A 23,680-nucleotide genomic window follows, 5' to 3' on the forward strand; every position below is an offset into this window, starting at 1 on the left:
TCTCCACATGAGCAACGGCTACGCCCCCGCGCGCGGCACCGAGAGCCCCGGACAGTCCCGGCCGGCGCCGAGCGACCCGGTCCGGAATCCTTCCGGCGCTCCGGCCCCGGTGCTGACCAAGCGGGCGTTCGTGCTGATCATCATGACGCTGCTGGTTCCCGGCAGCGCCCAGATCGTCGCGGGCAACCGCCGGCTGGGACGGGCCGCGCTGCGCGTGACCGTGGTGCTGTGGGCACTGGCCCTGCTTGCCGTGCTGCTCTTGTTCGTCTCCCGATCCACGCTGATCAACATCCTCACCGGCCCGGTCCCCTCGTTTCTGCTGGTGCTCGGCCTGGCGTTACTGGCCCTCGGCTGGGCCGCCCTGTTCCTGAACACCTTGCGGCTGATCCGGCCCGGCCTGCTCACCCCCCGGATCCGCCCCGCGGTGGTGCTGGCGCTCGTGCTGGCCATGATCCTCAGCAGCGGTTCCCTGGGATACGCGGCTTATCTGCTCAACGTCAGCCGGGACGCCATCGGCAGTATCTTCTCCGGTTCCGGCCCCACGCTGGAGCCCTCCGACGGCCGGTACAACTTCCTCATGATGGGCGGCGACGCCGGGGCGGACCGCACGGGCCGCAGGCCGGACAGTCTCTCGGTCATCAGCGTCGATGCCAAGACCGGCGGCACGGCGATCATCTCCGTTCCCCGCAACCTCCAGAACGCCCAGTTCAGCGCGGAATCCCCCATGCGCAAGGTGTACCCGGACGGGTACAACTGCGGCGACGAATGCCTGATCAACGCGATCAACACCGAGGTCACCAACGAACACCAGGACCTTTATCCCGGAGTGGCGGACCCCGGGGCGCAGGCAACCCTGGAGGCGGTCTCCGGCACGCTCGGCATCAAGGTCCAGGCCTACGTGCTGGTGGACATGGACGGGTTTTCCAAGCTCATCGACGCCATGGGCGGCATCCGGATCAAGGCCGGCGGCTGGGTCCCCATCAGCGGCCCCGTGGTGGATGAGGCCAACGGCATCCATGGCATGCCGGATGGCTGGATTCCGGCCGGCGACCAGACGCTGGACGGCTTCCACGCGCTCTGGTACGGCCGGTCCCGGGAGTTCGTGGACGACTACGCCCGCATCCAGCGCCAGCAGTGCGTGCAGCAGGCGATGCTCAAACAGCTTGACCCGGCAACCCTGCTGACCAAGTTCGAGGACATCGCCAAGGCCGGCACCAAAGTGGTCGAATCGAACATCTCCTCCGGCCAGCTCGGCAGCTTCGTGGACCTGGCCATGAAGGCCAAGGGCCAGAACGTCAGCCGCCTGACCATCGGTCCGCCCGACTTCGACGCGGCGTTCTCCACGACCCCGGACTTCGATGTCATCCACGCGCGGGTCGCCAAACTGCTGGCCGGGACGTCGGCCGGAGCCGCGGATGACAGCGCCGCGAAGCCCGGGACGGCCGCCGGCCCGCCCTCCCCCGCAGCGCCCGCCGGAGCAGCACCGGCCGCACCAGCACCGGCCGCACCAGCGGCCGCCGGAGCAGCGCCGGCCGTCAAGCCCTCGTCGTCGGATTTCACGCCCGTCACCACGACCCCTGACGGACAGCCGATCACCGAAGAGATGCTCAACCAGTTCAAGCGCAACGGCGACGAACAGTCCATACGCGACCTCGTCGCCACCAACGGCGAGTGCGCGCCGCTCTAGGGCACGGCCACCCGGCTGCCCACGCCGGTTGCCCGCGCCGCAGGCGAGCAGATCAGAGCGCCCAGATCACAGTGACAACCCTTCATTGACCAGATAGGTTCCAGGCCATGTACGAACTTGAGAATGTCCTCCGGCCCTACGTCTGGGGCTCCCCGACGGCCATCGCCGACCTCCTGGGCCGGCCGGCCTCCGGCGGTCCCGAAGCGGAGCTCTGGATCGGCGCCCACCCGGACTCCCCGTCCGTCGCCCTGACGCCGGCGCCCGGCGGTGAGGGCCGGCATTCCCCCGCATCGCGCGACGGCGGACGGCTGGCGCTGGACGCGCTGATCGCCGAGGATCCGGAACACTGCCTGGGCAGCGGGAGCGTGGCCGCGTTCGGCCCGCGCCTGCCTTTCCTGCTCAAAGTTCTCGCGGCCGCGACGCCGTTGTCCCTGCAGGTTCACCCCACGCTCGACCAGGCGCGGGAAGGCTTCGCCCGGGAAGAGGCCGCCGGGGTCGACCGTGCCGCCACGGAGCGCAAGTACAAGGACGACAACCACAAGCCGGAGATGATCTTCGCGCTCACGCCCTTCGAGGCACTCTGCGGTTTCCGGCCGTCGGCGGAATCGCGGGCCGTGTTCCTGCACCTGGCGGCCTGCCTTGACCTCGCCGGGTTGGAACTGCCGCCGCTGATCCCGCAACTGCTCGAGGACCTGGCGCAGCCGGACGAGCCGACGGCCCTCAGGTCCGCCTTCGAACGGCTGATCGCCGGCGGCGAGGACGTCTCCGACGCGACGGCCAGGATTGCCGCCGTCCTGACGTCCGGCGCTCCCATGGCGGAGCACGAGGCCGCGCTCTCTACCGTGCTCACGCTGAACGGCCAGTACCCGGGCGACCCGGGCGTCCTGATTTCGCTGCTGCTGAACCGGATCTCGCTGGCGCCGGGCGAGGCCGTCTACCTGCCGGCCGGAAACGTCCACGCCTACCTCCACGGCCTCGGGATCGAGGTCATGGCGTCCTCGGACAACGTGCTCCGCGGCGGGCTCACGCCGAAGTTCATCGATGTGCCGGAACTGCTCAAGACGGTTGCGTTCGAGGCAGTCGCCGTGCCCATGCTCCCCGCCGAGACCACCATGCTGGGCCAGGAACTCTTCCGGCCGCCGTTCCGGGAATTCCAGCTCCAGCGGATTGAACTGGCGCCAGGCGCGGAGCCCGTGCCGCTGGCGCAGTCAGGGGCCGCCGTCATCATCGTCACGGCCGGCTCCGTCCGGCTCGACTCCCCGAAGGGCGAGCTCCGGCTGGACCGCGGCGCCAGCGCCTTCCTGGCCGCCGCAGAGGCCCCGGTCAACGTCCATGCCCTCTCCGGGGCCACCCACACCGCCCTCGCATTTGCCGTCACCACCGGATTGGAAGCCTGACACCATGGACTATTTCCTGCAGAGCCCGCAGTGGGCGGACTTCCAGCGTGCGCTGGGACGCACGGTCCACGAACAGTCCGGACCCGGGTGGCGCTTCCTCGCCGTCGAGGAATCCAACCCGGCCGGCAAGCTGCTGTACTCCCCCTACGGTCCGGTCGCCGAATCGCTGGCGGCGTTCGACGCCGCGCTGGCGGCCCTGACGGACCTCGCCCGGAACAACGGGGCAGTGTTTGTCCGGGTCGAGCCCGTCACCGCGGGGTTTGAGGCCGCCGAGGCCGACGCTGTCCTCGGCAGCCGCGGCCTGCAGCCGGCTCCGGTCAACCAGCAACCGGAGCTGAGCTGGATTGTGGACCTCGACCGGGACTTCAAGGACGTCCTGGCGGACATGAAGCCGGTGAACCGGAACCTGTTCCGCAACATCCACAAAAAGGGCGTGACCTTCCGCTCGAGCCAGGACCCGGCGGAAATCTCCGTCCTCCTGGAGTTCCTGCACATGACGGCCGCCCGTAACGGCTTCAAGCCGCAAAGCGACGAGTACCTGAGCCAGGTGGCCCGCTCACTGATGCCGGCCGGCGCCGCGACGCTGTTCATCGCCGAGCTCGACGGCCACCCCATCGCCGCCGCCCTGGCCTACGATTCGGCCGACACCCGGACCTACGCCCATGCGGCCCTTGATGACACGCACCGCAAGCTCAGCGCGGGCATTCCCCTGCTGGTCACCCTGATCGCGGATGCCCAGGCGAAGGGCCTGAAGCACGTGGACCTCTGGGGCGTGGCACCCTCGGACCAGCCCGACCACAAGTGGGCCGGGTTCACGGCGTTCAAGAAGTCGTTCGGCGGCCGCGAGATCGCCTATCCGGGAACGTGGGACCTGCCGGTCCGGAAGGTCCGCTACGGCAGCTACCAGCTGGCCCGCAAGGGTGCCCAGCTCGCGAAGAAGCTGCGCGCCCGGTCCCGCGCCCTCACGAACAGTTAGCCGGCAGCAGCCGACGGCGGGAGAACGTACCGCGGCCAGTTGGCACCGCCGGCCGGCGGCGTTAGCCGGCAGCCGTGATCGCGTGCCGCTGAGCGTCGTAGGCGCTGGCCACCATCTGTTCCACGGAGTGCCGCATCTTCCAGTTCAGGTCGCGGGCGGCCAGCGTGCCGTCGGCCACGATCCGGTCCGGATCCCCGGCCCGGCGCGGGCCGATCTCCGGCTCGAAATCGATTCCGGTGACCTTGGCCATCGCCGTCATGATCTGGCGCACGGACAGCCCGTCCCCCGATCCAAGGTTGTAGACGCGCTCCAGCGGCGTTCCCGCGGCGAGGGCCTGAGCGGCCGCCACATGCGAGGTCGCCAGATCGGCCACGTGCACGTAGTCGCGCACACAGGTGCCGTCCGGGGTGGTGTAGTCGATGCCGTTGATGCGCGGCGTCTTGCCCGCCGTGAGCGCCCGCAGCACGATCGGGAAGAGGTTGTGGGGGCTTGTGTCGTAGAGCTCGGGCGCGCCTGAGCCGACCACGTTGAAGTACCGCAGCGAGGTGTGCTTCAGGTCCCGGGCCCGGCCCTGGTCCCGGATGAGCCATTCGCCGATGAGTTTGCTCTCGCCGTAGGGGGATTCCGGGTTGGTGGGGGTGGCCTCGGTGACGATGTCGCCGGTGGGCGTGCCGTAGGTGGCTGCGGACGAGGAGAAGACCAGTTTGTCGACCCCGGTGAGCTCCATGGCCTTGAGCAGCTGCGCGGTTCCCGTGACGTTTTGCTCGTAGGTCAGCAGCGGCTCCTGGACGGACACCCCGGCGTACTTGAACCCGGCCAGGTGGATCACGCCGGTCACCGCGTGGTTCCGCAGCGTGTGGGCCACGAGGTCGGCGTCAAGGATGCTGCCGTGGACGAACGGCACATCGGCCGGAACGAACTCACGGTGCCCGCTGGAGAGGGAGTCAATCACCACCGGCTGGATCCGGGCGCCGCGCAAAGCGGAAACCACATGAGAACCGATATATCCTGCACCGCCAGTTACGAGCCACGTCATGGTTCCACCCTACCGAATCCGCCGGCGCTGCCACCGCCCTGCGGCAATTGACACTGCGGTAATTGAGACTGCGGTCATAGACGCGCGGTAGCAGAAACCGCGGCACCGAACACTGGGGGCTGAAGACGACGAATCCCGGGGCGCGGATGCGTCCCCGGGATTCGTCGTCATTGCTGCTGCAGCGCAGTGCGGCTGCGCAGGTGCTAGCTCTTGCGGGCGTAGCCTTCCCACTTGCTGGCCTGGTGCTCGCCGTCCACGAAGCGGATGGTGCCGGACTTGGAGCGCATCACGATGGACTGGGTGAGGACCTTGTCCTTGGAGTAGCGGACGCCCTTGAGGAGGTCGCCGTCGGTGATACCGGTGGCCGCGAAGTAGCAGTTGTCGCTGGAGACGAGGTCGTTGGTGGACAGCACGCGCTCGAGGTCGTGGCCGGCGTCGATCGCCTTCTGCTTCTCGTCGTCGCTCGTGGGCCAGAGCCGGCCCTGGATGACGCCGCCGAGGGACTTGATGGCGCAGGCCGCGACGATGCCTTCCGGGGTGCCGCCGATGCCCATGAGGGCGTCGACGCCGGTGCCGGCACGTGCAGCGGCGATGGCCCCCGCGACGTCGCCGTCCATGATGAACTTCGTGCGGGCGCCGGCTTCGCGGATTTCCTCCACGAGGGGGCGGTGCCGATCGCGGTCCAGGATCATGACGTTGAGCTGGTTGACCTTGACGCCCTTGGCCTTGGCGATGAGGTGCAGGTTCTGCTTGACCGGCAGGCGCAGGTCAACCATGTCGGCCGCTTCGGGACCCGTGACGAGCTTTTCCATGTAGAACACGGCGGAGGGATCGAACATGGAGCCACGTTCGGCCACGGCGAGCACGGCCAGGGCGTTGTTGATGCCGAGCGCGGTCAGGCGGGTGCCGTCGATGGGGTCGACGGCGACGTCGCACTCGGGGCCGGTGCCGTCACCGACGTGTTCCCCGTTGAAGAGCATCGGGGCTTCGTCCTTCTCGCCTTCGCCGATGACCACAACACCGTTGAAGTGGACCGTCTGAAGGAAGGAGCGCATGGCGTCGACGGCGGCGCCGTCGGCCTTGTTCTTGTCGCCGAAGCCCACCCAGTGACCGCCGGCGATGGCCGCGGCCTCGGTGACGCGGACAAGTTCCAGTGCGAGGTTGCGGTCAGGCTCGTCGATCCCGACGGCGAGCGAGGGGGAAAGCGTGGAGTACTTCTGGGACATAGGCGCTGGTGTCACGTGAACCTCTTCTTCGAGTGGCGGTCGTTGAACCCGTACGGCCAGGATCGATCCGTCGCGGTGATTCGTCTGCTATTGATCATAGTCGCGGCAACCTAGCCAGGTCATGGGATGACCGGTGCGTGACGCACTTCACCGTCAGGCGGTCGCCGGGGCGCGAATGTGAGATCGGCCCGGACATGGGCGACTATAGAGGGGTGAGTGAATTGCAGGAGACCTCCCCCGCAGCCCCCGGTTCTCCGGCTGGCAGCGCCCCCGCGGCCGGCCCGGACGCTTCCGGACAGCCACCGGTCCGGCCCGTCATCACCGCCGCGGCGGCAAAACGCGCCAACGCCTCCGTGATGGGCATGATCATCGCCCTGGTGGTGAGCATCGCCGCGTTCCTGCCGATCGTCCTCATGAATCCCTCGCCCAAGACCGACGGCTACCACCCGAACATCAACGTCAGCGCCGTCGCACAGAACGCCGCCGATGTGGCGGGATTCACACCCGTGGCAGCCGATACCGGCGACACATTTCATCCCAACTACGCCCGCTGGGAGTCCGGCGCGGGCAGCGGCGTCCCGGCCTGGGAAGTCGGCTACCTGACGCCCAAGGAGTCCTTCATCGGTCTGGTGCAGACCCGGCAGGCCAACCCCACCTGGCTCCTGCAGCAGACCAAGAACGCGCCGGTGACCGGCACCCGGAACGCGGGAGGCCGGGACTGGGAACTGCGCGACACCGGTACGGGCGAGAAATCCATGGTGCTGGCCGAACGCGGCACCACCGTCATCCTGTCCGGATCCGCGACGCTGGAGGAGTTCTCCACCCTGGCGGCGGCCGTGGTGAAGTCGCTCGAAAGCAATCCGCCTGCCGGGGCTCCGGCGAGCACCCCGGACGCAACAGATTCCCCTTCGGCTACGGCAACACAGTAAAGTCGGGGGCGTGGCCACCTATCTCACTCCTGCACTTGCCTGGCGCCGTCTCCGCGAAGGCAACGAACGTTTCGTCTCCGGCGCGTCCTCGCACCCCAACCAGGATGCATCGCGGCGCTCGTCCCTCGTAGAGAACCAGCACCCGTTCGCGGTGATCTTCGGCTGTTCCGACTCGCGCCTCGCGGCCGAGATCATTTTCGACCTCGGCCTGGGCGACGCATTCGTCGTCCGGACCGCCGGCCAGGTGATTGACGACGCCGTGCTCGGCTCCCTCGAATACAGCGTCAGCGTCCTCGGCGTGCCGCTGATTGTGGTTCTGGGCCACGACAGGTGCGGCGCCGTTACTGCCACCAAGACTGCCGTGGAGACCGGCCAGATGCCGGTCGGCTTCATGCGCAGCCTGGTCGAGCGCATCACCCCCTCCGTGCTGACCTCGCTCCGTAACAATCAGGAGGACGTCAATGACATGGTGATCGAGAACGTCAAGCAGACCTCACAGCGCCTCGTGGACAGCTCCCGTGTGATTTCGGACGCAGTGGAAGGCGGCCGCGCCGCCGTCATTGGACTCGCGTACAGCCTGGCCGACGGCAAGGCTGACCTCGTGTCCGGGATCGGCGAGCTCTAAGCCCGGCACGTCGGGCTGGGCCCCTTCCGCCGCGGATGCGATTGCGGCGGCCGTTCACGGTTTTCGGTGGGACGCCCACTCCCAATAAGCTAGCCCCATGACTTCCACAGATGAGTTGAACACCGAAGAGTTCCGCATTGAACACGACACGATGGGCGAAGTCCGCGTTCCCGTGAACGCCCTGTACCGCGCACAGACGCAGCGGGCAGTGGAGAACTTCCCGATCTCCGGCAAGACGCTGGAGCGCGCCCACATCGAGGCCCTGGCCCGGGTGAAGAAGGCCGCTGCCCAGGCCAACGCCGAACTGGGGGTGCTCGACGGCGAGCTCGCCCAGGCGATTGCCGACGCCGCCGACCTCGTTGCAGCCGGCAAGTTCGACGGCGACTTCCCGATTGACGTCTTCCAGACCGGGTCCGGCACGTCCTCGAACATGAACACCAACGAGGTCATCGCCGAGCTCGCCTCACGCGCCCTCAAGTCCGCCGGGAGCGACAAAGTTGTCCACCCGAACGACCACGTCAACGCCTCACAGTCCTCCAACGACGTCTTCCCGACTTCGGTGCACGTGGCCGCCACGTCCGCGCTGATCAATGACCTGATCCCGGCCCTCGGCTACCTGGCAGAGTCGCTGGAGCGCAAGGCCGTGGAGTTCAAGGACGTCGTGAAGTCCGGCCGCACGCACCTCATGGACGCCACCCCGGTCACCCTGGGCCAGGAATTCGGCGGCTACGCCGCCCAGGTCCGCTACGGCATCGAGCGCATCAACGCCTCCCTCCCCCGCGTCGCCGAGGTCCCGCTCGGCGGCACCGCCGTGGGCACCGGCATCAACACCCCCGCCGGATTCCCGGAGCGCGTGATCGAACTGCTGGCAGCCGACACCGGACTGCCCCTGACCGAGGCCCGCGACCACTTCGAAGCCCAGGCCAACCGCGACGGCCTCATCGAGGCGTCGAGCCAGCTGCGCAACATCGCGATCTCCTTCATGAAGATCAACAACGACCTCCGCTGGATGGGTTCCGGCCCCAACACCGGCCTCGGCGAAATCGCCATCCCGGACCTGCAGCCGGGCTCCTCGATCATGCCCGGCAAGGTCAACCCCGTCATCTGCGAAGCGTCCATCATGGTCTGCGCCCAGGTGATCGGCAACGACACCGCCATCGCCTGGTCCGGCACCAACGGCGCCTTCGAACTGAACGTCGGCATCCCGGTCATGGCCGCCAACCTCCTCGAATCCGTGCGACTGCTGGCCAACACCAGCCGTGTCATGGCCGACAAGATGATTGACGGCATCACGGCCAACGTCGAGCGCGCCCGCTTCCTCGCCGAGGCCTCACCGTCGATCGTCACCCCGTTGAACAAGTTCATCGGATACGAGAACGCCGCCAAGATCGCCAAGAAGGCCGTGGCCGAGGGCCTGACCATCCGCGAGACGGTCGTCTCCATGGGCTTCCTGGAGCGCGGCGAACTGACCGAAGAGCAGCTGGACACCGCACTGGACGTCATGTCCATGACGCGCCCGCCGCACAAAGCCTAAACAAGGTCCGGTGCGCCGCGCCGGTCACCACGGCAACCAACTCCGGCGGCCGGCGCCTTTCCTGCGAAAGGCGCCGGCCGCCGTCGCGTCCCGGCACCCCGCCATTTTTTTGCACTAATTGCCGTCAAGTGCAAAAATACACTCTATGGGCAACAGTGCAATTAATGAGGGCGGCCTCCGCGAGCGCAAGCGGGCCGCCACACGGGCGGCAATCACCGCCGTCGCGCGTTCCCTGACCGCCGAACGGGGCCTCAACGGCTACACCGTGGAGGAGGTCTGCGAGCAGGCGGGCATCTCCCGCCGGACGTTCTTCAACTATTTCCCCGCCAAGGAAGATGCAATTCTCGGCCACGTCGACGACGACTTTCCCGAAGAGGTGGTCGAACGTTTCATGGCAGGCGGCGCCGGCTCGCCCGCCGGCGAAATATCGGACTCGCTCCTGGCCGACCTCGTGCGGCTGTCCCTCGACCTCGCCGAACGGATGAGCGGCTCCGAGGAAGAGACCCGCCAGCTGATCGGTGTGATCAAGAAGGAGCCCCAGTTGATGCTCCGGATCATCGGCGCCTCCGAGGAACGCGAGGCCGAGTTCGCCCGGCTGCTCGCGGCCCGGGAAGGCGTCCCGACGGACCACCCCGTGGTGCGCATGGCCGTAGTTCTCCTGGGCAACATCGCCAGGAAGACCAGCGCCGGCTACTTCTCCGAAGGCAACACGCGCACCTACAAGGACATGCTGCTGGAAAACATTGCGGCGGCCCGGACGCTCTTTGCGCTGCCGTTCGACCCCTCCCGGGCCGGGCCAACCCCCTTGAGCATGTCCCGGCCCGACATCCAGCAGTCCGGTTCTTCGCAGTCCGGTTCTTCGCAGTCCGGTTCTTCGCAGTCGAAGTCTTCCCAGTCCACCCCGTCCGAAGGAGCGCAATGAGCGCCGTCAGCACCAAGCCAGCAGCCGAACCGCTGCTGCTGACCCAGAAACGCATCTGGATCATCTTCTCCGCCCTCATCGCGGGCATGCTGCTCTCCAGCCTCGACCAGACCATCGTTTCCACCGCCATGCCGACGATCGTCGGCAAGCTCGGCGGCGTGGAGCACCAGGCCTGGATCACCACGGCCTACCTGCTGGCCACCACCATCGTCATGCCGATCTACGGAAAGTTCGGCGACATCCTGGGCCGGCGGAACCTGTTCCTCGTGGCGATCGGGCTCTTCACGCTCGCTTCCGTCGGCTGCGCCTTTGCCACCGATTTCTGGGGCTTCGTGGTGTTCCGCGCCATCCAGGGTCTGGGCGGCGGCGGCCTCATGATCCTGTCCCAGGCCATCATCGCCGACATCGTTCCGGCCAAGGAACGCGGCAAGTACATGGGCCCGCTGGGCGCCATCTTCGGCCTCTCCGCCGTCGCCGGTCCCCTGCTGGGCGGCTTCTTCGTGGACCACCTGACCTGGGAGTGGGCCTTCTACATCAACATCCCGATCGGCGTCGCTGCGTTCACGATTGCCTGGTTCACCCTCACACTGCCCAACAAGAAGGCCGAGAAGAGGATCGACGTCCTGGGCGTGCTGCTGCTCTCCGCCGCCACCACGTGCCTGATCTTCTTCACGGACTTCGGCGGCAAGAAGGATGAAGGCTGGGATTCGCCGCTGACGTGGGCCTTCAGCGCAGGGCTCGTGCTCGCCGCCACCGCCTTCGTCATGGTGGAGCGCCGGGTCGAGGACCCCATCATTCCGATGAGCCTGTTCAAGAACCGCATCTTCGTGAACTCCACGGCCATTGGCTTCACCCTCGGGCTGGGCATGTTCGCGGCGATCGCTTTCGTTCCCACGTTCCTGCAGATGTCCTCCGGGACCTCCGCCGCGGAATCCGGGCTGCTGATGCTGCCCATGATGGTGGGACTCATGGGCATGGCCATCTTCTCCGGCATCCGGATCTCCAAGACCGGCAAGTACAAGATGTTCCCGATCCTCGGGGCGGCCCTGACCATCGCCGCAATGCTGTGGCTGACCACGCTCACGGCCGCCACCCCCATCTGGGTCATCTGTGTGCAGCTGTTGATCTTCGGCGCCGGTCTGGGCTCGATCATGCAGGTGATTGTCCTGGTGGTGCAGAACTCCGTGCCGGCCGACCAGATCGGCACGGCGACCAGCACCAACAACTATTTCCGCGAGGTCGGCGCATCCCTGGGCGTCGCCGTGTTCGGTTCCATCTTCACCACCCGGCTCGCCGAATCCCTGACCAATGTCTTCACCGGCGCCGGGGCGTCCGCCGAGCAGGCGTCGCAGTCCACCCGGACGATGGACCCGCAGACCCTCAGCCAGCTCCCGGCGCAGCTAAAGGACGCGATCGTCAACGCCTACGCGGATTCGCTCGCGCCCGTCTTCTGGTACCTGCTCCCGTTCCTGGGCATCGCCCTGGTCCTGGCCATTACCCTCAAGCAGATTCCGCTCTCGGACACCGCCGGAATGGTGGCCCGCGGAGAGGCCGTCGGCGGCGAGGAAGCCGAGCGGCTCGAGGCGGAACGGGCCGCGGCGGGCAGGAACGACGACGAGCTCACCCGCCTGCGCGGCTGATCTTCCGGGCTCCGTTCCCGAACCCGGCCGCATCCGCGGGCCGGTGGCAGCCAGGGGCGCCGCAATCTTTGGGGGTTGCGGCGCCCCTGCTGCATGCCATTCGAGCCAGTACCGGAAGCCCGGCCCGGGTCAGCGCCGGTAGTGGACGTCGCCCGCGGGGTCACTGGCCCGTCGGATCGTTTCCAGGTGTCCGGCCATGAGGTCCGGGAAGTCCTTCGGCAGGAACCAGCCGACGTCCGTGGATTCGTCGTCGTTGACCCGGGCCTCGCCCGAGACAAAGCGGCAGCGGAACACCAGGGTCAGGAAATGGCACACGTCGCCGTTGGGATACCGGGTCGGGCCCACGGCATCAACAGAAACCAGCCGCTGCACAGCGGCAACCACACCGGTCTCCTCAAGGATTTCCCGCAGCAGGCCCGGCGCTGGCTCCTCGCCCGGTTCCAGGATCCCGCTGATCAGTCCCCACTGCCCATTGTCGGCCCGACGCCCGAGCAGGACCCTGCCGTCGTCGAACACCGCTCCCCTGACTCCGGGCAGCCAAAGGGCCTCGTGCCCGATCTTCTCGCGCAGTCTCACGATGAACTCCGGGGTCGCCATGCCGCCCGCCTATGTGGCGGGGATCAGCAGCATGGCTGCCGCTGTTCCGGCGAGCATGAACGGCCCGAAGGGAATGGCCGACTGCAGCGTCCCGCGGCGTGCGACGAGCAATCCGAGGCTCCACAGGCCGCCGAGGATGAACGCGGCAAAGGTCCCCGCAAAGACGTGCCCCCAGCCAAGGAATCCCAGGTACATTCCCAGGACGCCTGCAAGTTTCACGTCCCCGAATCCCATGCCCGGCGGATACACCGCGTGCAGGACGAAATAAAACAGCCACAGGGAGGCCCCGCCGGCGAGGACACGCAGCCCCGGCACGCCGAACAGCCCGGCATCCGGTGTGCCGGCAACATCTTGCCCGGCGGGAAGAAGCTGGCTGGCGGCCGCGCCCAGCAGGAGAAGTCCGGCGATGGCATAAGAGGGAAAAACGATGCGGTCCGGCAGCAGGTGGTGCCGGACATCGATCACGGTGAGCCGGACGGCCATCACGAAAAAGTAGGCGCACGCGGCCAGGGCCAGCCAGAAGGCCAGCGGGTTGGCGGCGCCCAGGTTACCGAGTCGTTCGATCACTCTCGGATGCTACTGGATATTCGTCCGGCCCGCCGGTCCCCGCGCGTAAACTGTGGATATGGCCGCATGGGACAGCAGGAACCGGCGCGGGCCGCTCGCGCCCCGAAGCCCGGCGGACCAGGCTGCGGCCTTCCGGCACCTGTGCCGGTCCTCGCCGTGGAAGTGGCAGGCGCTGAGGTTCGAGTACGTGGACCGGCCTATGACCGCTGCCGCAGGCTCCGCGACAGCCGCCGTCCCCGACGACCTCGTCCGGGCGTGGCTGCGCCGGCCCGGCGCCCTGCGGCTGGAAACCGTCGACGGACTGGTGATCGCCAGCACCACCGGCATCAATGATTCACGCGGCGGCTTCTACGTCAGTTCGACGCGGAAGACCTGGCTCCTGCCGCCGCATCTGGTCACCCCGGTGTACGACGACGACGGGCTGGTGCGCCGGCGTCCGGAGGCGGCCTACGGCGAACCGTCCTTCGGGAACGGCCGCTTCGCCGCCGTCCTGGACCCGGTGGAGCTCGCGGGGAATTCCCCCGTCCCGCTGGAGTTCCCGAACCTCAACGCCGTGGCGCTTGGTCCCATCACGGAGGTCGACCACGAGGGCCGGCCCGCCCTCGAAACCACGGTCAGTCCGAACCTCTCGTACCGTCCGGCCGACCCTGCAACCCCGATCTGCCGCCCGGGACGCACGCTGTTACGGGTCGACGCCGGCACCGGCGTCTGCGTTGCAAGCCGCTGGCTGGACGCACCGGAAACCGGCGACGAGCCGGCCTACGGGCACTGGCTCAGGATCTTGGGCGTGGACGAATACATGCTCGATGACCTGTTCCTCGCCGAATCCATGAACCTCACGGACGTCCGCCGCCACATCAGCTGGGACGTTCCGGCCGAGTAGGAGTGCCGTGCCGCGGCATGACTGGCATCCCCGGCCCGGTACCGTTAGGCTTCCTGCGATGACTTCGCCCGCCGACTACTGGCCCCCGTTCGGACTGACCCTGACCACGCCGCGCCTGACGTTACGCCCCGTCCGGGACGAGGACATTCCGGCCGCTATCGGGGCCGCCCTCAGCGGCGTGCACGAGCCGGGCCGGAGCCCCTTCAGCACCCCGTGGACCGACGCCCCGCCCCACGAGCTCGGGACCAACATGGCGCAGTGGTACTGGCGGTGCCGCAGCAGCATGACGGCCGGGGACTGGACCCTCGTGCTCGGCATCTGGCACGACGGCGACTTCATCGGCTGCCAGGACGTCGCGGCCAAGGACTTCACCACCCTGAAGACCGTCAGCACGGGATCCTGGCTCCGCCAAAGCGCCCAGGGCCGCGGCCTCGGCACGGAAATGCGTGCCGCCGTCGCGCTCTACGCCTTCGACTACCTCGGCGCTGAGTTCGCAGAGTCCGAAGCCGCCGTCTGGAACCAGCAGTCCCTCGGCGTCTCCCGCTCCCTCGGCTACGAACTCAACGGCGTCACCCGCGCCGTCTGGGGCGGCAAGCCCCAGGAAGTCCAAGAGGTCCGCCTGACCCCGGCCACCTTCAAGCGCCCAGACTGGACCCTCCAGCTGCAAGGCCACGCCGCCACAGCAAAGTACCTGGGCATCCAGGAATAACCCGGCTCCCGGGTCGTGGCTACGGCGTCCCGCCGTCGCTTAGACCGCCGCCTCCCCTCACTGGGTTGCCGTGGTTGGGTTTCGGGGCCACGGCATCCCGCCGTCGCTTAGACACCTCCCGTCGCTGCGCTGCGGTCGCTGGGCGACCTTCGCTTCGCTTTGGTCGGCGATGCGCTCCTTAGCGGGACACCGCAGCCCCGAAGGTGAGACGCCCACCAGCCGGGACGCGGTCTTTCGTAAAGGAGCGCATCGCGACGCATCGGACCCCCGGAGGTCGCTCAGCGACCGCAGCGGGTCCCATGCATCGTAAGCAGCGTCCCGAGGGCCCCGAGGCGAGCTTGCGAGCCTTGGGAAGGGACCTCTGCGCTAAACGACGGCGAAAGGCCCCGGCCCGGCGAACCGGACCACGGCCCTAAACCGGGACGGGCCTAGATCTCCGCCCCCTCGAGCAGATCCGTCACCAGGGCAGCGATCGGCGAGCGCTCCGAGCGGGTGAGGGTGACGTGGCCGAACAGCGGGTGGCCCTTCAGCGTCTCGACGACCGCGGCAACGCCGTCGTGCCGTCCGACCCGCAGGTTGTCGCGCTGGGCGACGTCGTGGGTCAGGACGATCTTCGAGTTCTGGCCGATCCGGCTCATGACCGTCAGGAGCACATTCTTCTCCAGGGACTGCGCCTCGTCTACGATCACGAACGCGTCATGAAGCGAGCGGCCGCGGATGTGCGTCAGCGGCATGACCTCGAGCATGCCCCGGTCCATCACTTCCTCGACGACTTCCTGGCTGACCAGGGCGCCCAGCGTGTCAAAGACGGCCTGCGCCCACGGGTTCATCTTTTCCGCCTCGGATCCGGGCAGGTAGCCCAGTTCCTGGCCGCCCACGGCGTACAGGGGCCGGAAGACGATCACCTTGCGGTGTTCCCGGCGCTCCAGGACGGCTTCGAGGCCGGCGCACAGGGCCAGCGCGGACTTGCCGGTGCCGGCGCGGCCGCCGAGGGACACGATGCCGACGGACGGGTCCATCAGGAGGTCGATCGCGAGCCGCTGCTCGGCCGAGCGGCCGTGGAGGCCGAAGACGTCGCGGTCGCCCTTGACGAGCCGGACCTGCTTGTCCGCCCCGACCCGGCCGAGGGCCGAGCCGCGGCTGGAGAGCAGGACAAGCCCGGTGTTGGTCGGCATTTCGGCCGCGGCCGGGATGAAGACCGGTTCGTGCCCGTAGAGGGTGGCGACCTCGTCTTCGCCCGCATCAATCTCGGCGACGCCGGTCCAGCCGGAGTCCTTGACGAGTTCATTGCGGTATTCGTCGGCCATCAGCCCCATGGCCGAGGCTTTGACGCGCATCGGCAGGTCCTTGGACACCACCGTTACGTCGCGGCCCTCGTTGGCCAGGTTCTTCGCCACCGCAAGGATGCGGCTGTCATTGTCCGCCCCGCGGAAGCCGGCCGGCAGCACCTCTGCGGAGATATGGTTCAGCTCCACCATGAGCGTGCCGCCGTCGCGGCCCAGCGGGATGGGACGGTCCAGGCCGCCGTGCTCAAGCCGCAAGTCATCCAGCAGCCGGAGCGCTTTGCGCGCGAAGTACCCCAGTTCGGGGTCGTGGCGCTTTCCTTCGAGCTCGGTGATGACGACGATCGGCAGGATGACCTCATGCTCGGCGAAGCGCAGGAGGGCCCGCGGATCGGAGAGCAGCACGGAGGTGTCGATCACGAAACTGCGGGCCGTGCCCCGGATTCCTGTTCCTTCCCCGGAAACAGCAAGACCGGCCGCGGCGGATTCCGCTGCACCGGTCTGTGAGGTGGCTCGCTTGGCGCGAGAGGCAGCTTTCTGTCCCTGGTCGGAAATGACATCGGGCAGTTGCTCAGAAATAGCCACATCGACTCCAGCCCCGGGGCAATGCCCGGATTTGTTATTGGTGAGGCGGCTCGGCCTGAAGGCCGCGCGCGGCCTCCCATACACCCGGTGCGAACTTCCGCTCCATGTACTGGCCTCCCCGATCGGCCGGCGAATTGCCCGCCGATGGGATAAACGTACGTCTCCGGGGGTGGGTTTGTCCGCCAATTTGTCGGCGATTCTTGTTGCCGGCTTGTGAACTCCGCGTGAACGGTTCAGGCGCCGAAGCGCCGCTGCCTGCCGGCGTAATCGCGCAGGGCGCGCAGGAAGTCGACCTTGCGAAAAGCCGGCCACAAGGCCTCGCAGAAGTAGAACTCACTGTACGCGCTTTGCCACATGAGGAACCCGGACAGCCGCTGCTCCCCGGAGGTCCGGATCACTAGGTCCGGATCCGGCTGGCCCCTTGTGTAGAGGAACCGCGAGATGTCATCGACGGTGAGTTCATCGGCCAGTTTTCCGATGTCCGCGCCCCGGCTGACGGCGTCGTGCAGCAGCTCCCGGACGGCGTCGACGATCTCCCGCCGTCCGCCATAGCCGACGGCGACATTGACGTGCAGCTTTTCGTGCGCCGGGGTGCGGGCCGTGAGATTGTTCAGCCGCTCGGCCAGGTAATCCGGCAGCAGTTCCGGGGCGCCCATGGCGTGGACGGAGATGTCGGCGTCCTCGTCTAGCCGGTCCAGGGTGTTGGCGATGATGCCCATCAGGAGGTCCAGTTCCTCGCCGGAGCGGTTCATGTTGTCCGTGGAGAGCATGTACAAGGTGACCACTCTGACGCCGAGTTCCTGGCACCAGCCAAGGAATTCGTGGATCTTGTCCGCGCCGGCCTGGTGGCCCTGGCTCGTGGGGGCGTTGAACTGGCGGGCCCAGCGCCGGTTGCCGTCCACCATGACGCCGATGTGCCGGGGGATCCGCTCCGGGTCCAGGGAGCGCTGCAGTTTGCGTTCGTAAAAGCCGTAGAGGAACCCGGGCATTTCCATCCGGAGATTCACCTGGCTTCCTTGAGATCCTTGGTTCAGTGCACATCCTAGGCTACCTGCCGGAGCGCCCTGCCGCGTGCAGGACTGCCGCCGGGTAGCCCCCCAACCATAGTTACTCGCAGGTAACTTACCAGTGCGTAGTTTATTATGGCGGCATGGAAAGCAACAGTCTGGAGCCCCGGCCGGAGCCTCCGGCAAATAAGGGGACCCCGGTGGACGACGCCGCGGTGAAGCTTGCCGAGCTGCTCATGATCAAGCCCAAATGGCGGGGCTGGATCCACACCGTGACCGCTCCGCTGGCGCTCGTCGCCGGGCTGGTGCTGGTGCTCCTGGCTCCGCCGGATCTGAAGGTTGCGTGCGCCGTCTACGCCGTTACCGGGGTGCTGCTTTTCGGGGTCAGTGCCGTGTACCACCGCGGGAACTGGTCACCGCGGGTCAAGATTGTCCTCAAGCGCCTGGACCACACCAACATCATGCTGGTGATCGCCGGCAGCTATACGCCGCTGGCCTGGGCCTTGCTGGAGCGGCAGAAGGCCGAGCTGCTGCTGTGGGTCATCTGGTCCGGGGCCATTCTTGGTGTGCTGTTCCGCCTGCTGTGGACCCACGCCCCGCGGTGGCTCTACGTGCCGATCTACATCGCCCTGGGCTGCGGGGCCCTGTTCTATCTCCCGGATTTCTTCGCCGCCAATGTGGCCTCGGCCGTGCTGACCTGCGTCGGGGGCGTCCTGTACATCACCGGAGCAGTCTTCTACGCCCTGAAGAAGCCGAATTTCAGTTACGAGCACTTCGGCTTCCACGAGCTGTTCCATGCCCTGACGGTGGTCGCCTTCGCCGCGCACTACATTGCCATTGCGATCGCAGTCCTGAGCTGAGCCTTCAGTGCCCAGTCTCCCCACCATTGAGACAGCGACGCCGGGACTCACCGGCCCTTCTGCCCGACACGCCGGGCGAGGCCCCCGAAGGTGGGGAAATTCCGACGTCGAAGCTCAGCCACGAATGGCCGGCGGCTCAGGCGGGCCGCCCCGCCGCGATGAGCCCGGGCAGCTGCCGCATGTCTGAAAAGACGGTGGTCCCGGGGCCGGCCAGCCGCGCGGCCGGGGTCACGCCTCCGGCGTAGGCAAAGACGTGCATCCCGGCTGCCCGGGCGGCCTGGACGCCGTAGGCGCTGTCCTCGACGACGGCGCAGCGCTCCGGCGCGGTGCTGAGGCGGCGGGCGGCGTGGAGGAACAGGTCCGGCGCCGGTTTGCCGTTGGCCACGTCCGTGGCGCTGAAGAGGCGGCCCTGGAAGCGGTAGAGCAGCCCGGTCTTGCCCAGGGTGCGGTGCATCTTTTCGTGGCTGCCGCTGGAGGCGACGCAGTGCGGAAGCCGCAGCCGGTCCAGCGCCTCCTCGATGCCGTCGACCGCCTCAAGCCCGCGCTCGAAGGCGTCCTGGTACCACCGTCCGTACTCCTGGTCCCAGCCGTCGGCCAGCCGGATTCCGAGGTGCTGCTCCACGGAGGCTACGAATTGGGCCTCGGATCTTCCGACGAACCGTTCCACGATTTCATCGAGCTCCAGGTCCCAGCTGAGGTCCGCCAGCACCCTCTGGTCCACCCGGACGGCGATTACCTCGGAATCGACCAGGACGCCGTCGCAATCGAACACCACCAGCTCAAAGCCGTGCTCAGAAGTCATCGGGCCATTGTAGCCAGCCGCTCGCGCACCCCTTCGACGGAACCCGTCGGACGGTCACAGACCATTCCGCGGCACAGGAACACCTGCGGGGCGCCGTCCGGACCCGCACCGCGGCCGCGCAGTAGCGGCACGGGCCGTGCGGCGCCGTCGTCCTGGACCGCGACCACCAGCCCGGGACTGGGTGAGAGCAGCAGCGCCCGGTGCAGCGCGGCACGCCCGGGCGTGTCCGGCCCGGCGACGGCGGCCTCGACGGGTCCGGCGAGCGCGGCCTGGGCGGTCGCCAGCAGCCAGCCCGCCACGCGGGGCGCCCGGACCGCGAGCGGCGGCAGCAGGGAGAGGATGTTGGCCGCCAGGGTGCGGTGTTCCGGGGAGCCGGACAGCGCCGAGTGGGTCAGCAACGCCCCGGCCAGTGCGGCGGCACCGCTGGGGGCGGCGTTGTCGAACAGGTCCAGGCCGTCCCGGCCGCCCTGGGCCGCGGTGACCTGCGCCGACTCCCCGGCAGCGTCCTTCAGTCCGCCGTCCGCCGCGAACCGCACGCAGGCCGCATCCAGCATGGCCGCCGCCAGGTTGTACCAGCGGGTGTGCCCGGTCACCCCATAGAGCGCGAACAGTCCTTCGGCGCAAAAAGCATAGTCCTCCAGCAGGCCCCCGATTCCGCGTGCCATCCCGCCGTGGGAGACGCGGATGAGCCTGCCAGGACCGTCTCCGGGCGGCTGCCAGTGCACCCGTTCGAGATACGCCGCAATACGTTCCGCGGCGGCCACGAGCTCCGGCCGTGCCAGGACGGCCCCGGCGTCGGCGAGGGCCGCGACGGCCAGTCCGTTCCAGCCGGCCACCACCTTGTCGTCCCGGCCTGGCTGCGGGCGGCCGGAGCGCGCCTGCGCCAGCACCGGGCGCGCCCGCTGCCACAGCACAGCGTCGTCACCGGCGATCTCCCGGCCCGGATGCAGCGGCGAACCGTCGGCGGTCACGCTCCCGGGTGTGCGGACGTTCATGAGGGCCGCCACGGCGGCGCCGTCGGCGGTGCCCAAGAGTTCCTGGAGCTGGGCGGCGGTCCACAGGTAGCTGGCGCCCTCGGCGTGCACGCCGTCCACCACTGTGTCGGCGTCCAGCGACGACGCCAGGGCCACCGCCTGCACCGCTCCCCCGCCCGGTGCCGCGGCCGTGGCCGGCGGCAGCCCCAGGCGGGTGAGCAGCCAGTCCGCGGTGTGCCCGGCCACTGCTGCCGCCTCGGCCGCCGGGTACTCCGGCGTGCCGCCCAGCCGGACCCAGTGGACGTAGACGCGCAGCAGCTGGGCGTTGTCGTAGAGCATTTTCTCGAAGTGCGGAACGGACCAGTCCCGGGTCACGGAGTAGCGGGCGAAGCCGCCGTCGAGCTGGTCGAACAACGCCGACCGGGACATCGCCGCGAGGGCGCGCCCCGCCATGTCCCGGGCCGCCGCCGCGGTGTCAGCTCCTACAGCGTCCGGGCCGGCAGTGTCTAGGTCAGCGGCTGCCGACGGCACTCTGTCCCCGGGCGCTGCGGCGTGCCGGATCAGGAATTCGAGCACGGCCGACGGCGGGAACTTCGGCGCGCCGCCGAAGCCGCCGTGGCTCTGGTCTTCGGAGCGGGACAGGGCACCAACAGCCTCCCCCAGGAGCGCAGCGTCCAGGGGCTCCGGCGGCCCGTCGAGCCGGACGGCGCTGGCCGGCTGGGACGCGGCGATGCCGCGGGCCAGGGTGGCGGCATTGGCTTCGACAGCGCCGCGGCGCTCCGTCCAGGCCTCGCTCACGGCTTCAAGGACCTGCCGGAAGGAGGGGCGGCCCGGCATAGGCCGGGGCGGGAAGTAGGTGCCGGCGTGGAAGGCCCGGCCGTCGGGCAGGAGGAAGACGGACATCGGCCAGCCGCCCTCGCCGCTGATCGCCTGGGTGGCGGCCATGTAGACGGCGTCGACGTCGGGGCGTTCCTCGCGGTCCACTTTGACGGCGACGAAGTGGGCGTTCAGGTAGTCGGCCGTGTCCTGGTCCTCGAAGGATTCGTGGGCCATGACATGGCACCAGTGGCATGCCGCGTAGCCGATGGAGAGGAACACCGGAACGTCCCGGATGGCCGCGGCGGCAAAGGCCGCATCGCCGAACGGCTGCCAGTGGACGGGGTTGCCGGCGTGCTGGCGCAGGTACGCAGAGGGCTCCGCCGACAGGGCGTTCGAGCCCCCTGGCGTCGGGCTGCGGGGACCGCTGTTAGCGGTTTCCGGGTCCTGCATCGCCGTTGACTTCCGGCCGGGACACCCCGCCGTCAGCCGGGAACCGGGTGTCCTCGGTGCCGTCGGCGCCGGAGGTCCCCGCCTCTCCGGCGGCCGTACGCTCGGCCTCCACCTGGGCCCGGTAGCGGACCCGCCGGATGCGCCGCACCATGTCCACGATCAGCAGCGCGGTCAGCACCACGATGAAGGCTGTCAGCAGGAAGCCCAGAAAACCCGGGGTGACCTGGTCCTCGGACAGGCCCGGTCGCAGCGACGGCGTGGGGGTGGGCGCCGGAGCTGTTGCCAGAGCGATGAGCAAGGAATGCACGGTGAAAACCTTCTGTGGAAACCGGTGTCTTTTCTACGACGCCTCTTCTACGGCGCCTGTCCTACGGGGCGTTAATTCTACGGGGCCCCAATTCTACGGGGCCTCTTCTACGCCGGATAGAAGAAGTCTATCCCGTCTATCTTAACCCGGCGAAGAGGTCCGTTTCGGGCAGTTCGACCGGGATCCGCGACTCGATCAGGGAGTAGTCCTCCCACGGCCAGACCTTGCGCTGCATGGCCGCGGATACCGCAAAGAAGAATCCTTCCGGGTCCACCTGCGTGCGGTGGGACCGGAGCGCGTCGTCGCGGGCTTCGAAGAAGTCCCCGCACTGGATCTGGGTGGTGGTGGGGTGCGTCGGCGGCGGCGGGGTGTGCCCCTCGGCGTCGGCCTCAAGCCAGGTGGCCAGCCTCTCGGCATACGGGGACTGCAGGCCGGCCTCTTCCAGCGCAATGTGGAGCGCGCGGAAGCGGTCCGGGCTGAAGGCGCGGTCGTAGTAGAGCTTGCTGGGCGCCCACGGCTCCCCGATGCCCTGGTAGCGGGCTGGATCACCGGCCGCCGCGAAAGCCTCGACTGCTACCCTGTGCGCCATGATGTGGTCCGGGTGCGGGTAGCCGCCGTTCTCGTCATAGCTCACGATCACGTGGGGCTTGAAGTCCCGGACCAGCCGGACCAGCGGCGCGGCCGCCCGCTCCAGCGGCTGCAGGGCGAAGCAGCCCGGCGGCAGGGGCGGCAGCGGGTCCCCTTCCGGCAACCCGGAATCCACGAATCCGAGCCAGCGCTGCCGGACGCCGAGCACCTTCGCGGCGGCGTCCATCTCGAGGCGGCGCGCCCCGGCCATGTCGCGCTTGGGGTGCGGCTGGCCCTCCATGGCGGGGTTCTGGATGTCGCCGCGCGAGCCGTCGGTGCAGGTGGCCACCAGGACGTCCACGCCCGAGGCGGCGTACATGGCCATCGTGGCGGCACCCTTGCTCGATTCGTCGTCGGGATGAGCATGGACCGCCAGCAGACGAAGCGGTGCTGACGGGCTGGGGGATGCTGTCATCAGGGGACGGCTCCTCTTTCTGCTGTTCTCTGTTAGGGCGGACTTGCTGGTCGAGCGGACAATCTGTTGTGGCGGACATGCCGTTGCGCCGGACGCTGCGGGGCCGCTACGGCACGGCCACCCCGCACGGCGGGCCGGCCGTCCATGGCGTAGCCTGCAGGGTCAGCCGCCGCCGCGGAAATATCCTGGTCCGATCCACACTAAACTGGACTGGTGACTTCCGAGGATCAGCATGCCGCGCCGGCACCTACCAGCCTAGCCAATCGTTACGGCGGCCAAAAGCGCGCACTGACACGCAAGGGCAAACGCAACATCCTGATCGCCGTCCTCGCCGTGGGCATCGCCTTCCTTGCCTGGGTGACGACGTCGGCGGCCACTACCAGCGTCAGCTTCAAGGACATCGGCTACAGCACTACCGACGCCACGCTGACGGAGGTTGACTTCCAGGTGACCAAGGACCCCGCCGCGGATGCCAAGTGCGCTGTCAAGGCCATGGACGCCAAGTTCGCGATCGTCGGCTGGAAAGTCGTGGACATCGGCCCGAACCCCACCGATGCCGGCACCGACGGCGGGCACACCACCGGCCACAGTACCCAGCTGCGCACCGAGTCCCAGGCTGTCTCCGCCGTCGTGGACAACTGCTGGATTCCGGACGCGGGAAAGTAGGTCGCGGCCCCTGCGGGCCGCAGCTGTGCTGCAGCGGCGTCACCCGGCCGCTGCCAACGCCTCCGCATATGCGGCACCCGCGACCCGCCGGGCAGCGGGGAGCTGGTCATTCACCGCGACGCCGCGCCAATCAATGAACTCAAAAGGTGTCCGTGGA

General features: G+C 68.3%; 22 protein-coding genes. 12 read left to right on the forward strand and 10 right to left on the reverse strand.

Features of this window, described 5'->3' with window-relative positions:
- Window positions 1-7 precede the first annotated feature (7 nt).
- From BLR03_RS05960 to BLR03_RS05970, 3 genes are all read left to right on the forward strand, one after another.
- A complete protein-coding gene (locus tag BLR03_RS05960; protein ID WP_091250759.1) occupies window positions 8-1,687 on the forward strand; it encodes an LCP family protein in 1,680 nt (559 codons plus the stop codon).
- A gap of 107 nt (window positions 1,688-1,794) precedes the next feature.
- Window positions 1,795-3,084 (forward strand): mannose-6-phosphate isomerase, class I, encoded by a 1,290-nt coding sequence (gene manA / locus BLR03_RS05965; protein WP_091250761.1) that lies wholly within the window; start codon window positions 1,795-1,797, stop codon window positions 3,082-3,084.
- Window positions 3,085-3,088: 4 nt separating this feature from the next.
- Window positions 3,089-4,060, forward strand: coding sequence for a lipid II:glycine glycyltransferase FemX (locus BLR03_RS05970; RefSeq protein WP_091250764.1), 972 nt, complete (start codon window positions 3,089-3,091; stop codon window positions 4,058-4,060).
- 61 nt (window positions 4,061-4,121) lie between these two features.
- Here the strand turns inward: BLR03_RS05970 and galE are convergent, their stop codons facing one another.
- Entirely contained in the window at window positions 4,122-5,096 is a 975-nt protein-coding gene (galE, locus tag BLR03_RS05975) for a UDP-glucose 4-epimerase GalE (RefSeq protein ID WP_091250766.1), read from the reverse strand.
- A gap of 203 nt (window positions 5,097-5,299) precedes the next feature.
- Window positions 5,300-6,322, reverse strand: a complete 1,023-nt coding sequence (gene glpX / locus BLR03_RS05980) for a class II fructose-bisphosphatase (RefSeq protein ID WP_175460428.1) — start codon at window positions 6,320-6,322, stop codon at window positions 5,300-5,302.
- Window positions 6,323-6,516: 194 nt separating this feature from the next.
- Here glpX and BLR03_RS05985 point away from each other — a divergent pair, with 194 nt between their 5' ends.
- The 5 genes from BLR03_RS05985 to BLR03_RS06005 all read left to right on the forward strand — a co-directional run bounded on the left by BLR03_RS05985 (window position 6,517) and on the right by BLR03_RS06005 (window position 11,972).
- On the forward strand, window positions 6,517-7,251 hold the full coding sequence (locus tag BLR03_RS05985) for a DUF4245 domain-containing protein (RefSeq protein ID WP_091250990.1): 735 nt from the start codon (window positions 6,517-6,519) through the stop codon (window positions 7,249-7,251).
- A gap of 10 nt (window positions 7,252-7,261) precedes the next feature.
- Window positions 7,262-7,876 (forward strand): carbonic anhydrase, encoded by a 615-nt coding sequence (locus tag BLR03_RS05990; RefSeq protein ID WP_091250769.1) that lies wholly within the window; start codon window positions 7,262-7,264, stop codon window positions 7,874-7,876.
- Between the two features lie 97 nt (window positions 7,877-7,973).
- Window positions 7,974-9,410 carry a class II fumarate hydratase gene (locus BLR03_RS05995; protein WP_091250771.1) on the forward strand — a complete coding sequence of 479 codons (1,437 nt, stop codon included), beginning with the start codon at window positions 7,974-7,976 and terminating at the stop codon, window positions 9,408-9,410.
- A 145-nt stretch (window positions 9,411-9,555) separates the two neighbouring features.
- Window positions 9,556-10,332 carry a TetR/AcrR family transcriptional regulator gene (locus BLR03_RS06000; protein WP_091250774.1) on the forward strand — a complete coding sequence of 259 codons (777 nt, stop codon included), beginning with the start codon at window positions 9,556-9,558 and terminating at the stop codon, window positions 10,330-10,332.
- The gene (locus BLR03_RS06005; RefSeq protein ID WP_091250776.1) at window positions 10,329-11,972 is read left to right on the forward strand and encodes an MDR family MFS transporter; all 1,644 of its coding nucleotides are present in this window, start codon (window positions 10,329-10,331) and stop codon (window positions 11,970-11,972) included. Before BLR03_RS06000 ends, BLR03_RS06005 begins: the two co-directional genes overlap by 4 nt.
- A gap of 129 nt (window positions 11,973-12,101) precedes the next feature.
- Here BLR03_RS06005 and BLR03_RS06010 read toward each other — a convergent pair whose 3' ends face one another.
- Together BLR03_RS06010 and BLR03_RS06015 are read right to left on the reverse strand one after the other, a co-directional pair.
- The gene (locus BLR03_RS06010; protein WP_091250778.1) at window positions 12,102-12,569 is read right to left on the reverse strand and encodes an NUDIX hydrolase; all 468 of its coding nucleotides are present in this window, start codon (window positions 12,567-12,569) and stop codon (window positions 12,102-12,104) included.
- A gap of 9 nt (window positions 12,570-12,578) precedes the next feature.
- Complete coding sequence (locus BLR03_RS06015) at window positions 12,579-13,136, reverse strand: prepilin peptidase (RefSeq protein ID WP_091250780.1); 558 nt, start codon at window positions 13,134-13,136, stop codon at window positions 12,579-12,581.
- Between the two features lie 58 nt (window positions 13,137-13,194).
- Here BLR03_RS06015 and BLR03_RS06020 point away from each other — a divergent pair, with 58 nt between their 5' ends.
- Complete coding sequence (locus BLR03_RS06020; protein ID WP_091250783.1) at window positions 13,195-14,019, forward strand: hypothetical protein; 825 nt, start codon at window positions 13,195-13,197, stop codon at window positions 14,017-14,019.
- Between the two features lie 58 nt (window positions 14,020-14,077).
- Window positions 14,078-14,728 carry a GNAT family N-acetyltransferase gene (locus BLR03_RS06025; protein WP_091250786.1) on the forward strand — a complete coding sequence of 217 codons (651 nt, stop codon included), beginning with the start codon at window positions 14,078-14,080 and terminating at the stop codon, window positions 14,726-14,728.
- 428 nt (window positions 14,729-15,156) lie between these two features.
- On the opposite strand, the gene BLR03_RS06030 is transcribed toward BLR03_RS06025, so the two are convergent.
- Together BLR03_RS06030 and BLR03_RS06035 are read right to left on the reverse strand one after the other, a co-directional pair.
- The gene (locus BLR03_RS06030) at window positions 15,157-16,596 is read right to left on the reverse strand and encodes a PhoH family protein (protein WP_091250788.1); all 1,440 of its coding nucleotides are present in this window, start codon (window positions 16,594-16,596) and stop codon (window positions 15,157-15,159) included.
- A 233-nt stretch (window positions 16,597-16,829) separates the two neighbouring features.
- The gene (locus tag BLR03_RS06035; RefSeq protein ID WP_091250991.1) at window positions 16,830-17,591 is read right to left on the reverse strand and encodes an isoprenyl transferase; all 762 of its coding nucleotides are present in this window, start codon (window positions 17,589-17,591) and stop codon (window positions 16,830-16,832) included.
- 155 nt (window positions 17,592-17,746) lie between these two features.
- On the opposite strand from BLR03_RS06035, the gene BLR03_RS06040 reads away from it, so the two are divergent.
- Window positions 17,747-18,463, forward strand: coding sequence for a PAQR family membrane homeostasis protein TrhA (locus tag BLR03_RS06040; RefSeq protein WP_175460422.1), 717 nt, complete (start codon window positions 17,747-17,749; stop codon window positions 18,461-18,463).
- Window positions 18,464-18,599: 136 nt separating this feature from the next.
- On the opposite strand, the gene BLR03_RS06045 is transcribed toward BLR03_RS06040, so the two are convergent.
- From BLR03_RS06045 to mca, 4 genes are all read right to left on the reverse strand, one after another.
- On the reverse strand, window positions 18,600-19,265 hold the full coding sequence (locus BLR03_RS06045) for an HAD family hydrolase (protein WP_091250790.1): 666 nt from the start codon (window positions 19,263-19,265) through the stop codon (window positions 18,600-18,602).
- Complete coding sequence (locus BLR03_RS06050; RefSeq protein ID WP_091250792.1) at window positions 19,262-21,508, reverse strand: thioredoxin domain-containing protein; 2,247 nt, start codon at window positions 21,506-21,508, stop codon at window positions 19,262-19,264. The genes BLR03_RS06045 and BLR03_RS06050 overlap by 4 nt, the downstream gene beginning before the upstream one ends.
- A complete protein-coding gene (locus BLR03_RS06055) occupies window positions 21,486-21,815 on the reverse strand; it encodes a hypothetical protein (protein ID WP_091250794.1) in 330 nt (109 codons plus the stop codon). The genes BLR03_RS06050 and BLR03_RS06055 overlap by 23 nt, the downstream gene beginning before the upstream one ends.
- Before the next feature lie 136 nt (window positions 21,816-21,951).
- Entirely contained in the window at window positions 21,952-22,857 is a 906-nt protein-coding gene (mca, locus tag BLR03_RS06060) for a mycothiol conjugate amidase Mca (RefSeq protein ID WP_091250796.1), read from the reverse strand.
- Window positions 22,858-23,070: 213 nt separating this feature from the next.
- Between mca and BLR03_RS06065 the strand changes: the two genes are divergently transcribed.
- Window positions 23,071-23,523, forward strand: coding sequence for a DUF4307 domain-containing protein (locus BLR03_RS06065; protein ID WP_091250799.1), 453 nt, complete (start codon window positions 23,071-23,073; stop codon window positions 23,521-23,523).
- Window positions 23,524-23,680 lie beyond the last annotated feature (157 nt).

It is taken from the genome of Arthrobacter sp. ok909 (genome assembly GCF_900104405.1).
Lineage (GTDB): Bacteria > Actinomycetota > Actinomycetes > Actinomycetales > Micrococcaceae > Arthrobacter > Arthrobacter humicola.